We start from the raw sequence: 14818 nt of genomic DNA, 5'->3' as shown, positions 1-14818 counted from the left end.
GATGAACGATTTTTTAAATGCTATTCCAAGTCCACCATGGTGGACTTGGATTTTTTTGTTTCTTTTCATTGTTGCTATCTATGATATTTTTATTCAGAAACGGCACACCATAAAGCATAACTTCCCCGTTGTTGGTCATTTGCGTTATTGGCTAGAAAGTATCGGTCCGGAAATGCGTCAGTATTTTGTTGCCAATAATAGAGAAGAACTGCCTTTTAATAGAATAGAAAGAGGTTGGATTTACGCTTCTGCAAAAAAGGAAAATAATTATGAAGGTTTTGGTTCTGACAGAGATTTGTATGCACATCAGCATATTTTCGTTAAGAATAGAATGATGGGTTACCAAGTTCCTGCAGGTCACCCTAACGAAGCAGAACCCAATTTTATACCCTGTGCAAAAGTCATGGGTGAGCACAATAAGCGTAGAAAACCTTTTAGACCTGGCAGTGTAGTAAATGTATCTGCCATGAGTTTTGGTTCTTTATCTGCAGCTGCGGTAGAAGCAATGAACAAGGGTGTTCACAAATCAGGTGCATATCATAATACAGGTGAAGGCGGTTTATCACCATACCACAAACACGGTGGCGATATAGTATTTCATTTTGGTACTGGCTATTTTGGTGTTAGAACTGAAGATGGCAATTTCTCTATGGAGAAAATGAAAAAACTGGTAGAAGAAAATCCGTGCATCAAAGCAATTGAAATTAAGTTATCTCAAGGAGCAAAACCAGGAAAAGGCGGTGTTTTGCCAGGAGCAAAAATTACCCCAGAGCTTGCAGAAATTAGAGGTGTAGAAGTAGGTAAAGATGTTTTATCGCCCTCAACGCACAAAGCATTTTCTAATGTAAAGGAGCTAATGGCACTTATTGAAGATATCGCTAACGAAACAGGCTTACCAGTGGGTATTAAAGGTGCTATTGGAAAATTAGACCAATGGGAAGAATTGGCCGATCTCATGTTAGAAACGGGAAAAGGTCCAGATTTTATTACCGTAGATGGTGGTGAAGGTGGTACCGGTGCCGCTCCCCCATCATTTGCCGATCACGTCTCTTTGCCTTGGGTATATGGCTTCTCTAGTCTATACAGAGTATTCTTGAACAGAAAACTTACAGAACGTATCGTATTTATTGGATCTGGTAAATTAGGCTTTCCCGCAAAAGCAGCAATGGCATTTGCTATGGGTGTAGATTGTATTAACGTTGCTCGTGAAGCCATGATGAGTATTGGCTGTATACAAGCTCAAGTTTGCCATAATAATACGTGCCCTACAGGTATTGCTACGCAAAGTAAATGGTTACAAAAAGGTATAAATGTGCCTTTAAAATCAGATAGACTGGCACAATATTTCAGTACATTCAGGAAAGAATTTTTAGAAATCACTCATGCCGCAGGTTATGAACACCCCAGTCAATTTACCATGGATGATGTTCAAGTGAACGTAGATGACAATGACCTAAATAAAAGTTTAGCCTCCACGTACGGCTATAATAAAGCGAAAGTACCGTTTACAAGTGTACAAGATTTAAAAGACTGTTTGTATCTTGGCGGCAAAATATAGATTAACCTATTTAATGCATTTTACTATGAAACGATTTCTTATATGTTCTACTTTATTTTTTATTGGACTAAGCACAATTCAAGCTCAGAAAAAAAGTGAATTGATAGAGCAAAATCAAGAATTGAAATTTAAACTAGATTCTATTTCTAAAATGGTAAGCACATCTCAACGTAACGAGAAATTGGCGGACCAGCGCTCAGATGAATACCAATCTCAAGTGACAGAATTACAAGATGCGAATGCTACCTTAATGAAGAACCTAAACAGTTTTGCAGCATTATCCAGTCAGAATTCCGAGAACATCAACAAAACCATGGCTGCTTTAGAAAGAAAAGAAAAGCAGTTAAAAGGGGTAACCGATGCCGTAGCCAGTAATGACTCTACTGCAGTGGTAATATTGACCAATGCAAAACAAGTACTTGGTGAAAATGCAAAAGTTGGTGTAACCGATGGTTCTGTAGTCATCTCAGAAAAATTAGACTTCTTCTTTACAGATGGTGTTGGTGTTAATCCTTCAAGCGAATCTAGAACATGGATAGAGAATGTAGCCAAGGTTGCAAATGCAAATCCAAAAAGTGTCATAACGGTTGCAAGCCTGAATATTACTGGTGAAATGAATGTAGCATTGCAGCAAGCTACTGCCATTGCAAGTATTTTAATTAAAGATTTTGGTGTAAACGGAGAACGAATTGTTGCTGTTGGTCAAGATGGCGGCTTACGAGAATCGTTACAAATAAAGTTTCAACCAGATTATAAAGCATTTTATGATATGGCGAAGGGAGACGCAAAAAACTAATTTTAAGTATTTCATCGATAAAGCACTATACTAATTGAGAAATTTGGACGTTCTTATTTCGTAAATAATAACTAATTAAAAAATGAACTCCGACCAAATTTTTCAACTTTTCGCTTATTTGATACCTTCTGTCGTTACAGGTGCCATTGCCTTCTATTTCTTTAGAATGCACACTAACAATGAAGAAGGAAGAAGACGTTTTCTTTTACATAAAGATTCTCAGAAAGATACATTACCGGTGCGTTTACAAGCATACGAAAGAATGGCCTTGTTCTTAGAGCGCATTGCAATACCAAGTTTGGTAGTTCGTGTATCACCACAAAGTGATGACAAAAACGCCTATGAAAATTTGTTGATCAAAAGTGTTGAAACGGAATTTGACCACAACCTTTCTCAGCAAATCTATATGACAGATGAATGCTGGAACGTTATTAAAGCAGCAAAAAGCGCCACTATTCAAATGATTAGAAAAGCTGCAATGAGCAATACTGAAACTGCAAATAAATTAAGGGAAGATATTTTGAATGAAACTATGGATAAAACATCACCCTCAGCTACTGCCCTTTCTTTTGTAAAAAGAGAGATTGGTGATTTATGGTAGAAATAAAAATATATTGAAATAAAAAAAATGCTTTCCAGATGGAAAGCATTTTTTGTTTGTAGTTGTAACTAGCATTATTCATGCTCATTTGGTTCTATAGGATTTGTTTCTTCGTTCTTATTCTTTGCATACAAATACCCTCTCTTCCACCACAGTGTCATTTTTGCTTTATCGAATATTAATGAATTGGTAGTTAAAATTGTAGGCGTATAAAACAAGTTGATGATTGCGTTCTTTTGATTGGCAACTAATTTTCCTATTCTAATATTCTGATGTTCTATTCTATCTAAAATAAAACTCATCATTGTTGTAATCAACTCGAATGGATTACGTGAGGCTACCCTGTTCATATAGTTAACTTCAGTATGTAAAACCACCACATCTACTTCTGTGGCACCTCTTTTTATAGCTTCTTCAATGGGCACAATACTACCTAAACCACCATCAGCATACTCACAATAGTTTTTACGTACCAAACTCATGAACGGTGTATAGTTGGCTGAAATCCATATCCAATCGCAATAATCTTCATAAGTACAATCTTTAATAGACTTATACTCTACTTGATTTAATGACAGATTAGACACCGTAATAACAACATCTGAATCTCCGTTCTTTAAGGTTTCAAATTCCTCAATAGTTAAACTGTTTTCTATTAGCTTACGCAGGTTTTCACTTTCGCCAAAAGTCTTTTTCCCAGTCATGAAATTTCTAAAAACATTCCAATGATTAATTGAAATTTCTTCATTACCACGAATATTCTTAACTAAAAACGGACAGTTGTTAAAAATACTTTTCTGATTGACATTAGAATATATTTCTTTGATCTTATCTAGCTTGCCTAATGCCAAATGAGAGATAAGTAGACTACCAGTAGAAGTACCTACAAAAATATCATACTTTCTTCCCTCTTCTTGAATAAGGTATTGGGCAACGCCACCGGCAAAGGCACCTTTACTACCACCACCAGAAATAACTAATGCTTTCATTATTAATTTAATTTCGTTTTAAGATAACGCAAATCTGAGGAATTTAGTTGATTTACAATCTTTTCAATCTCTTTTTTCTGTTCTTGGTCGCTCCAAAGTGCATCAAATAACTTTCTGGCATAATTTCTAAACTGCCAAGAATGATGATTGGTCGCCTTTATCAAATTAATATAGGCATCGTCATTTAAAGCCTGAATTTCTGATAAATATTGAAACGCTGTTTGTCTTACTTCTGTATTATAAATGGGGCTTGTATAACCAACAAGCTCCCGATGAAAGTAAACATTCTCCGTAGGTCTATAATCTGGCGTAAACAATGCTAATGCTAACCATAGTAAACGGACATTTTTATTAGGCAATCCAACAATATCTTTCGTCCTTTCCAAATACCTACTTCTATCATAATCAAAACTGCTCCAAAGATTATAAAGCATTAACTCATTGATTATATAACTATTATCTAACAATAGTGGCTCTGTAAATTCTTTTAGCTCCTCAGAAATTTTACCCATTTTCTGTGCTGCAAATTGTCTTATTTTTATATCGTCGCTAGCAATTAATTTAAAAAGTTCTATTTCAGATATACTATCTTTTAACTCAAGTATTTCAAGTTTTAATCGGGTGCTAAGTTCAGAATCCTTTAAAGTTTCAGAAGATATAAAAGTACTGGCATCATCATTTTTTAGATTATAAAACTTTCTTATTTCAGGGTTTTGTTTCATCAAAAAATCCTTAGCTATCTCTTCAGGAAATTCTTCCGTTTTTAGCCAAACCTCCTTAAACTCATTCAATTCCTTTCCACTCGCCTTTTCCATTTCAGCAATAAAATAGGCAACAGTCACATTTTGGTACTGATATTTATTTAGGTATGTTTTTATTCCTTCTTTAAATGCGGAGTCCCCTATTTCTTCTCTCAATACAGCTAAAGCCCAAGCCCCTTTTTCATAAAATGTAAGACTACTAGCCTTTGGGTTAAGCAAGCTCTGCCCCTCTCCCTTTTCTGAGATATCACTTAATACTTTTGCCGTATCAAATAACTTCCAATAAAAATAATCGTCTCCAAAGACTTCTTTTTCAGCCAAATAGGCATAGTAGGTAGCAAAACCCTCATGCAACCAATGATGCTCGCTGTTCTTTTCCGTAACCAAATTACCAAACCATTGGTGCGCCAGCTCATGGGCATTGATATTTACATAATTTCTATCTATAAACGAAGTGGAATCAATGACATAAGCGTCAGAGAAAAAAGTAGCGCTCGTATTTTCCATACCTGCATATAAAAAATCGTGTACAGGTACTTGCTTATAATTCTGCCAAGGATAAGCGACACCTATCTCATATTCTAAAAAATCAAATATTCGTTTTGTGTATCTATACGTAGGTTCCACTTTTAGACTATCATTAGGATAATAATAGTTTTCAATAACTACTTCACTTTCAGATGTCAATACTTGTTTGTCATAATTACCCATTGCAAATGCCAACAAATAACTACTCATTGGTTTTTTCATATCAAATATCCAAATAGGATCATCTTCGTCATTGCTAGTTTTTAAAAGTAGATTACCATTCGCAATGACTTGATATCTATTATCGGCTTCAATAGTAAGATCAAATTCTACTTTTTCTTCCATGTCATCAAAACTAGGAAGCCAATGGCTAGTGTATTTTCCTTGTCCTTGCGTCCATATCTGCTCATTGCCTTCTACATCATCATCCCAACCAATAAAATAGACCGTTTGTTTGGGTTTCGTTACATATTCAAGAAACAGTTTATGCGATTCACCCTTTTTAAATTTATGTTTAATGGAAATGATCTTTTCTGTGGCATTAAAATCCATCTTTTTTCCGTCAAGTTCTACTTTTGAAAAATCCATATTCTTTGCATCAAGGAATATAGAGTCAACATTTTGTAACACATTAAAACGATAGATTACACCACCTTTAATCGTTTTTTCTTTAGGTACTGGGCTTAGGTAAACCTTAGCCTTAATATAGTCTACTTTATCTTGATGTTGCCCAAAAGCATAGAGGGATAAGAATAAAAAAAAGGTGAAAATTAATTTCTTCATACAGCAAACCAAACAAATAACATTTCAAATTTAATGTTTTGGGGAGCACTTCCCTAACCTTTACCTGAATTGAATGTGATGCTAAACAACACTTAATTCGTTAGTTACCATTAGAACCATATTTACAAGAGCAGTAATGATATTTTCCCCTTTGGGGATTAAGGGCTTATCCCTATTTTAGTGCCATGAACGCAAACTTCTTGCAAACTCCCGTAGTGTACTTAAAAGGTGTTGGTCCAAACAGGGCAGAAACCTTAAAGTCCGAATTAGGGATAAGCACCTACCAAGATTTGCTGAATCTTTTCCCTAACCGTTACATTGACAAAACCCAATATTATAAAATAAGTCAATTACAACGTAGCAGTGCAGATGTTCAGATAGTTGGCAAAATAGTTCATTTAAAAACAGTAGAACAAAAAAGAGGTTCTCGTTTAGTAGCCCGTTTTAAAGATGATACCGGGGAAATAGAATTGGTTTGGTTTCGTGGTCAGAAGTGGTTACGAGAGAACTTAAAACTAAATGTACCCTATGTCATTTTTGGAAAATGTAATTGGTACAACGGTACATTTTCAATGCCACACCCAGAGATGGAACCATTGAAAGCACATGAACAAGGTACTAAGGTATATATGCAACCCGTTTACCCATCTACTGAAAAGCTAAGTAATAAAGGCATCACCAATAAAGTTATCAGTAAACTGATGCAACAGCTTTTTATAGAAATCAACGGAAAATTCACCGAAAGCTTATCAGATAAATTACTGCATGACCTAAAACTCATAAACAAGAGCGAAGCCATGTTCAATATTCACTTTCCTAAAAGTCAGGAATTATTGGCAAAAGCACAATGGAGGTTAAAGTTCGAAGAACTTTTTTACATACAATTACAGCTTATTGGTAAAAACGTTTCTAGAAAGAAAAAGATCAAAGGTTTTCCGTTTAGTGAAGTTGGCGAGTATTTTAAGGATTTTTACAATAATAAATTGCCTTTTGAGCTTACCGGTGCACAGAAACGAGTAATTAAAGAAATACGATCAGACTTAGGCAGTAATGCCCAAATGAACCGTTTATTACAAGGTGATGTAGGGTCAGGAAAAACCATTGTTGCCGTTATGACCATGTTGTTAGCAATCGATAACGGATTTCAAGCTTGTCTAATGGCGCCTACTGAAATTCTAGCCAATCAACACTTTCAAGGCATTTCTGAATTGCTGGAAGGAACGGAGATTACATGCGCCTTACTTACTGGTTCCGTAAAGAAATCTGCTCGTAAACCAATTCACGAACAGTTAGAAAATGGAGAGCTCAACATACTTATTGGCACTCATGCCCTTTTAGAAGATAAAGTAAAATACAAGAATTTAGGAATAGCGATTATTGATGAGCAGCACCGTTTTGGTGTAGCTCAGCGTTCTAAATTATGGCATAAAAATGAATTTCCGCCACATATATTAGTAATGACCGCAACACCCATACCTAGAACTTTGGCCATGAGTTTATACGGTGATCTGGATATCTCAGTAATTGACGAATTACCACCTGGTCGTAAGCCCATTAAAACCGTACATAGGTATGACGGAAACCGATTAAAGGTTTTTCGATTTATACGCAATGAAATTGAAAAAGGCAGACAGATATATGTGGTGTACCCATTAATTCAAGAGTCTGAAGCAATGGACTACAAAGATTTAATGGATGGTTATGAGAGTATTGCCCGCGATTTTCCTCAGCCTAAATATCAGATTTCAATTGTTCACGGGCAAATGAAACCGGCGGACAAGGAATTTGAAATGAACCGTTTTGTACAGGGCGAAACTCAAATTATGGTAGCCACAACGGTTATAGAAGTTGGTGTCAACGTACCTAATGCATCGGTAATGATTATTGAAAGTGCCGAACGTTTTGGTCTATCACAATTACATCAATTGCGCGGTCGTGTTGGTCGTGGGGCAGATCAAAGTTTTTGCATTCTAATGACGAGCCATAAATTATCTAGCGATTCAAAAACTAGATTAGAGACCATGGTCGCCACTAATGACGGCTTTGAAATTGCAGAAGTTGATTTGAAACTTCGTGGTCCGGGAGATATTATGGGTACACAACAAAGCGGATTGCTTAGTTTAAAAATAGCGGATATTGTGAAGGATAATGATATTCTAAAATCGGCTCGCTTCTTCGCATTACAGTTGCTTAAAGAAGACCCATCTTTAAGCAAACCAGAGAATCTAATTATAAGACATATGTATGCCCAGTTGGTAAAGCATAAGAATATCTGGACGTATATTAGTTAGTTGTATTTTTAACAACTTTCCCGTTGAACATCGTAATTTTCAAGAGTGTTAATTTCTAAAAAACCCTTGTTTTTAATAGATTTGTCGTACTTACATTAGAAAGAATATGAGCGCAACAAAAACATTATTTGACAAAGTGTGGGATTCCCACGTAGTACATAAAATACAAGATGGTCCAGATGTACTGTTCATTGACAGACACATGGTTCATGAAGTAACAAGTCCTGTTGCTTTTCTAGGTATTAAGAACAGGAATATTCCTGTTATGCACCCTGAGAAAACTTTTGCAACAGCTGACCATAACACTCCTACTATTAACCAACATTTACCGGTTGCAGATCCACTTTCAGCAAACCAATTAAGAATGTTAGAAGAAAATGCCAATGAATATGGTATTTCTTATTGGGGATTAGGTCATGCAAAAAATGGTATTGTACACGTTGTAGGACCTGAATATGGTATTACCCAACCAGGTGCTACTATTGTTTGTGGAGATTCACATACTTCTACACATGGTGCTTTTGGCGCTATAGCTTTTGGTATTGGTACTTCTGAAGTTGAGATGGTATTGGCTACACAATGTATTATGCAGCCGAAGCCAAAGAGAATGCGTATTAATATTAACGGTAAAATGAGCAAAGGGGTTACTCCTAAAGATGTTGCTCTATTTATCATCTCTCAATTAACCACTTCTGGAGCAACAGGATACTTTGTTGAGTATGCAGGTGAGATCTTTAGAGAGATGAGTATGGAAGGTCGTATGACGGTTTGTAACCTAAGTATAGAAATGGGTGCCCGTGGTGGTATGATCGCTCCTGATGAAAAAACATTTGAATATGTAAAAGGGCGTGAGTTTACTCCAAAAGGTGCAGATTGGGATAAAGCAATGGCATATTGGGAAACCTTATATACAGATGAAGACGCCATTTTTGATAAAGAATTGACTTTTGACGGTTCGCTTATTGAACCTATGATCACCTATGGTACCAACCCAGGTATGGGAATGGGAATTTCTAATGACATACCTATGGCTGATGCTGTACAAGGTGGTGCTACTACATATCAAAAATCATTGAAGTATATGGATTTCAATGAAGGTGATAGTATGATGGGTAAACCAATTGATTTTGTTTTCCTTGGAAGTTGTACCAATGGTCGTATAGAAGATTTTAGAGCATTTGCGTCAATTGTAAAAGGAAGAAAAAAGGCTGACAATGTTACGGCATGGTTGGTACCGGGATCGCATAAGGTTGAATCAGCTATTAAAGAAGAAGGAATTCTTGATATTTTAACCGAATCTGGCTTTGAACTTCGTGAACCTGGTTGTTCTGCTTGTTTGGCAATGAACGACGACAAGGTACCGGCTGGTAAATTAGCGGTAAGTACATCGAACAGAAACTTTGAAGGAAGACAAGGACCTGGTTCTAGAACCTTATTGGCTAGTCCGTTAGTTGCTGCTGCAGCTGCCGTTACAGGTAAAGTAACCGACCCAAGAGAATTAATGGTAGAACTTGTGTAACAAGTTTGCCTTTCGCTATTAGCCGCTGGCTTTTAGCACAGTAACAATTATAATAATACAAGCTAATGGCAATACGCCAGAAGCAAAAAGCTATAAAAAATGGCATACGATAAATTCGACATATTAACATCAACTGCGGTTCCTTTACCAATAGAAAACGTAGATACAGATCAAATCATACCTGCACGATTTTTAAAGGCAACTGAGCGTGTTGGTTTTGGTGATAACTTATTTAGAGATTGGCGTTACAATCAAGACAATACCTTGAAAGAAGATTTTGTTTTGAACCAAGATAAATTCAGCGGAAAAATATTAGTAGGTGGTAAAAACTTTGGCTCAGGATCATCTCGTGAGCATGCTGCTTGGGCCGTTTATGATTACGGTTTTAGATGTGTAGTTTCAAGTTTCTTCGCAGATATCTTTAGAGGTAACTGTTTAAATATTGGTGTATTACCAGTACAAGTAAGTGCTGCATTTTTACAGAAAATATTTGATGCTGTTGACGCCGACCCTTCTACTGAGCTGGAAATTAATCTTCAAGAGCAAAAGATAACCTTATTGCCTACCGGTGAAAGTGAGTCTTTTGACATCAACGATTACAAGAAAAACAATATGCTTAACGGTTTTGATGATATCGACTACTTGTTGAACATCAAAAAAGATATTGAGACATTTGCAGAGAACACTCCGCTTTAATCTCAAATATCCGAACAATACAGAGCACTTACGTTAACTAACCCAATGCCATTTTTAGAACCTAAAAATGGCATTTAGAACACATGAAAAAAAGAAAGTTAGAAATAATGGATACCACCCTTAGGGATGGTGAGCAAACCTCGGGCGTATCCTTTTCTGCATCGGAAAAACTAACCTTGGCAAAGTTGCTTTTAGAAGAACTAAAAGTAAACCGAATTGAAATTGCATCTGCTCGTGTTTCTGATGGGGAGCTAGATGCTGTTCAAAAAATTACCGAATGGGCCGGCGAAAAAGGTTATTTAGAACGTGTAGAAGTATTAACTTTTGTTGACGGCGGTATTTCCTTGGATTGGATGCAGAAATCTGGAGCCATTTCTCAAAATTTACTGACCAAAGGTTCCATGAACCATTTAAAGTATCAGTTAAAGAAAACTCCCGAGCAACATTTTTCTGAAATAGCTGATATTTTCAAACAAGCTACAGAAAGAGGAATTATCAATAATATCTATTTAGAGGATTGGAGTAACGGAATGCGAAATTCCAAAGCATATGTATTTGAATTTCTAGATTTTCTATCCACTCAGAATGTAAAAAGAATATTACTACCAGATACATTAGGCATTTTAACGCACACCGAAACATATGCGTATTTGTCTGAGATAGTGCAAAAATATCCAAGTTTACATTTCGATTTTCATGGTCATAATGATTATGATTTGGGTGTTGCTAATATTATGGAAGCTGTAAAAGCTGGCTGCCATGGTTTACACCTTACTGTGAACGGAATGGGAGAAAGAGCCGGTAACGCACCTATGGCAAGTGCCGTAGCAGTTATTAACGACTTTCTACCAGAAGTTGAAATTAGTGTAAATGAGACCTCTTTATATAAAGTAAGTAAACTAGTATCTGCCTTTACAGGATTTACCATACCAGCTAACAAACCTATTGTAGGGGATAATGTATTTACCCAAACCGCCGGTATACATGCAGATGGCGACAGCAAAAATAATTTGTATTTCAGTGACCTAATGCCAGAACGTTTTGGTAGAAAACGTAAATATGCATTAGGTAAAATGTCTGGTAAAGCCAACATACAGAAAAACCTGCAGGAACTTGGTTTAACTTTAAACAATGAGGAGTTAAAAAAAGTTACTGAACGTATTATTGAATTAGGAGATAAAAAAGAACGTGTCACTAAAGATGACCTCCCTTTTATTATTTCCGATGTTTTGGATACTGCGGATTATAAACAGAAAGTATTTATAAAATCATATGTACTTACCCATGCTATGGGATTAATGCCTTCCACTACCCTATCTGTTGAAATTGATGGAAAAGTGATTGAAGCACATGCACAAGGAGACGGGCAATATGATGCATTTATGAATGCGTTAAAAAAAGTATATATAGCCAAGAAAATTACATTACCAAAATTGACGGATTATGCAGTAAGAATACCCCCAGGAAGTACTTCTGATGCTTTATGCGAAACGGTTATTACTTGGGAATTGGATGGAAAAGAATTTACATCAAGAGGTTTAGATTCTGACCAAACGGTTAGTGCGATTAAAGCTACCGAAAAAATGTTGAATATAATTTAGCGCTGTGCGCTATAATAGTTTATTACTTAAAGCCTTGATAAGTTAATAAGTGATACAAAAGATAAAATTAAAATTAAATTGAACAGATTGCTTCGTACCTCGCAATGACCAGATACGAGCAACATACAAACACATCAAATGAAATTAGATATTGCCTTATTGGCCGGTGATGGTATCGGTCCTGAAGTTATTGATCAAGCAGTAAAAGTATGTGATGCCATTGCAGAAAAGTATGAGCACCATATTACTTGGAAACCTGCTCTTACAGGTGCAGCGGCCATTGATGCCGTTGGTGAACCTTACCCAGATGAGACACATGAAATATGTGCAAATGCTGATGCAGTTCTTTTTGGCGCTATAGGTCATCCTAGATTTGATAATGACCCTTCTGCCAAAGTTCGTCCAGAGCAAGGGTTATTGAAGATGAGACAGAAATTAGGTTTGTTTGCCAATGTTAGACCAACATTTACATTCCCTTCTCTTATAGAAAAGTCGCCATTAAAAAAAGACCGTATTGAAGGTACCGACCTAATAATTCTTCGTGAATTAACTGGAGGTATCTACTTTGGTGAGCGTGGAAGAAAAGATGACGGTAATACCGCTTTTGACACTATGACCTACCAACGTTTTGAAATAGAAAGATTAGCTAAAAAAGGCTTTGATTTCGCTATGAAGCGTTCTAAAAAATTATGTTGTGTTGATAAAGCCAACGTATTGGAATCTTCTAGACTTTGGAGAGAGACTGTACAGGCTATGGAAAAAGATTATCCAGAAGTAGAAGTTACTTATGAATTCATTGATGCGGTTGCAATGCGCTTAATTCAATGGCCAAAAGGGTATGATGTAATTATTACCGCAAACTTATTTGGTGATATTTTAACTGATGAGGCATCTGTAATTGCAGGTTCTATGGGACTTATGCCTTCATCCTCTGTAGGTAGTGATGTTTCTTTATACGAACCTATTCACGGTTCGTATCCACAAGCAGCTGGTAAAGACATCGCTAACCCGTTAGCTACCGTACTTTCAGCAGCAATGCTTTTTGAAGACATGAATATGACAGAAGAGGCAGAAGAAATTAGACGCGTAGTAAACAAATCATTAGCAGAAGGTTATGTAACCGAAGATCTTGCCGATGGTGGTAAAAGTTATAAAACAAGTGAAGTTGGCGATTGGTTAGCTAGCAACATTTAAGAAATATACTTTAAAAGAAAACCCCTTTAATCAAAGATTAAAGGGGTTTTCTATATCTGATAATTACAATGTACTTAAATACTCGTAGCTATTTCAATTTCTTGTTCATAAATACTTTTAACGATTGCACGTAAATCAGGAATTACTGTTTTAACCAATTTCGATGGTCCGTTGATTAGTACACAAATACCTAAATCTGAATCAGGAAAAAGAGCAATTTCATTTCTGTAGTTGTTTACACTACCACCATGATGCCAAATAGTTTCCTCAGGGGCATTCTCATTCTCTTTTACAGTATGTATTCTCCAACCAAATCCATAACCAGAACTCACATGTCCGGGCCATTTTTGATAATATTTTCTATGACCATTTAATTCTACAAAAGGTTTAAATACCTGAGCCATATCTTCTTTAGACATTATATTAGGATTATGACCTAGCAAAAAACGCATCCACTTAGCCATATCTTCAGAGTTTGCATTGATACCACCGGCAGCAATAGCATTATAGTAGTTATCTCTTGGCAAAACTGTTCTCAAACGATGCCCTCTTCTAATATGTGGTAGCGCAATATTTTCATTTTGCATTAATGTCTTATGATCCATAGACACAGAAGTCATACCCAAAGGTCTAAAGAATTTTTCTTCTAAAAGCGTTTGAATATTTTTTCCTGTCGCTTTCAACATCACTTCTTGTGAAACAGAAAACATAGCATTTTGATAGCTATATTGAGAACCAGGTTCGGCAATCGGATTTATTTTATCGAATTTTTCGCTAATCGAAGACATGGTGTAACCCGCCTCCACTAAATCTGTATAACTGTGGTATGGAGTTCCTGTAGTGTGAGAAAGTAAATGTGCTACTTCTATTTTTTGAGTATTCTGTTGATTACCAAAATGGAAATTCGGTAAATAATCAGCCACTTTATCATTTAGGTGTAATTTACCTTCGCTTTCTAAATTGGCTGCTAAAACACCGGTAAAGCCTTTTGAGATAGAACCTAATCTAAATAAAGTTTCCTCGTCTACCGTTTCACTGCCATTAGAACTTCGCTTACCATATCCATCGGATAAGATAACGGAATCACCGTTTACTATACTTACCCCTGCCCCTACGATATCACCAGCTGAAATAGCTTTATTGAAATAATCGGTTAAAGCATCTTTCAGTGCTTTTTGACGTATGTTATATAATTTGATTTCCCTTTTCTCCGCAAGAGTTTTTACGGCATTGGGATTTGAAATAATAGCTTTTGAATGCTCCGGCTTAAATGAGGAAGCCGTAAGAACAAAAAGTAAAAGAACCATAATTATGGCTCCCAGGAATAGTTTGGTACGTGACACAGCATTGTAAGTTTTGGTACTTTAACAACGTGATAAAATGGATAAAATTACCGATGAACTACATAAAATGAAAAATTTAACAATCAAACCAACTGAATACAAGGCAAGAAAATAAATTGAAAATAATCATGCGGCTGAATATTTAGACAAAAAAAAAA

Annotated in this window: 11 protein-coding genes; 8 read left to right on the top strand and 3 right to left on the bottom strand. The window is 36.1% G+C overall.

The window, feature by feature from the left end:
• Window position 1 precedes the first annotated feature (1 nt).
• The 3 genes from UH1x_RS17500 (at window position 2) to UH1x_RS17490 (ending at window position 2955) form a co-directional block, all read left to right on the top strand.
• On the top strand, window positions 2–1558 hold the full coding sequence (locus tag UH1x_RS17500) for an FMN-binding glutamate synthase family protein (protein ID WP_482623249.1): 1557 nt from the start codon (window positions 2–4) through the stop codon (window positions 1556–1558).
• Window positions 1559–1583: 25 nt separating this feature from the next.
• Window positions 1584–2354: a hypothetical protein gene (locus UH1x_RS17495; protein WP_405415368.1), complete on the top strand. Its 771-nt coding sequence runs from the start codon at window positions 1584–1586 to the stop codon at window positions 2352–2354.
• An 82-nt stretch (window positions 2355–2436) separates the two neighbouring features.
• Entirely contained in the window at window positions 2437–2955 is a 519-nt protein-coding gene (locus UH1x_RS17490) for a DUF7935 family protein (protein ID WP_482623248.1), read from the top strand.
• Between the two features lie 74 nt (window positions 2956–3029).
• Here UH1x_RS17490 and UH1x_RS17485 read toward each other — a convergent pair whose 3' ends face one another.
• Window positions 3030–3944: a patatin-like phospholipase family protein gene (locus UH1x_RS17485; RefSeq protein WP_036153933.1), complete on the bottom strand. Its 915-nt coding sequence runs from the start codon at window positions 3942–3944 to the stop codon at window positions 3030–3032.
• A gap of 2 nt (window positions 3945–3946) precedes the next feature.
• On the bottom strand, window positions 3947–6016 hold the full coding sequence (locus UH1x_RS17480) for a M1 family metallopeptidase (protein ID WP_482623247.1): 2070 nt from the start codon (window positions 6014–6016) through the stop codon (window positions 3947–3949).
• 185 nt (window positions 6017–6201) lie between these two features.
• Between UH1x_RS17480 and recG the strand changes: the two genes are divergently transcribed.
• From recG to leuB, 5 genes are all read left to right on the top strand, one after another.
• Complete coding sequence (recG, locus tag UH1x_RS17475; RefSeq protein ID WP_482623246.1) at window positions 6202–8307, top strand: ATP-dependent DNA helicase RecG; 2106 nt, start codon at window positions 6202–6204, stop codon at window positions 8305–8307.
• Window positions 8308–8413: 106 nt separating this feature from the next.
• The gene (gene leuC / locus UH1x_RS17470; protein ID WP_482623245.1) at window positions 8414–9826 is read left to right on the top strand and encodes a 3-isopropylmalate dehydratase large subunit; all 1413 of its coding nucleotides are present in this window, start codon (window positions 8414–8416) and stop codon (window positions 9824–9826) included.
• A 99-nt stretch (window positions 9827–9925) separates the two neighbouring features.
• Window positions 9926–10522 carry a 3-isopropylmalate dehydratase small subunit gene (gene leuD / locus UH1x_RS17465; protein ID WP_036153925.1) on the top strand — a complete coding sequence of 199 codons (597 nt, stop codon included), beginning with the start codon at window positions 9926–9928 and terminating at the stop codon, window positions 10520–10522.
• Window positions 10523–10605: 83 nt separating this feature from the next.
• Window positions 10606–12123: an alpha-isopropylmalate synthase regulatory domain-containing protein gene (locus UH1x_RS17460; protein ID WP_482623244.1), complete on the top strand. Its 1518-nt coding sequence runs from the start codon at window positions 10606–10608 to the stop codon at window positions 12121–12123.
• A gap of 138 nt (window positions 12124–12261) precedes the next feature.
• Window positions 12262–13317, top strand: a complete 1056-nt coding sequence (gene leuB / locus UH1x_RS17455) for a 3-isopropylmalate dehydrogenase (protein WP_482623243.1) — start codon at window positions 12262–12264, stop codon at window positions 13315–13317.
• A 74-nt stretch (window positions 13318–13391) separates the two neighbouring features.
• Here the strand turns inward: leuB and UH1x_RS17450 are convergent, their stop codons facing one another.
• Window positions 13392–14660 carry a serine hydrolase domain-containing protein gene (locus UH1x_RS17450; RefSeq protein WP_482623242.1) on the bottom strand — a complete coding sequence of 423 codons (1269 nt, stop codon included), beginning with the start codon at window positions 14658–14660 and terminating at the stop codon, window positions 13392–13394.
• Window positions 14661–14818 lie beyond the last annotated feature (158 nt).

Source organism: Maribacter sp. UH1 (assembly GCF_056839145.1).
Note: the sequence above shows the minus strand (reverse complement) of the source record. Positions and strands in the feature narration are given on the sequence as shown.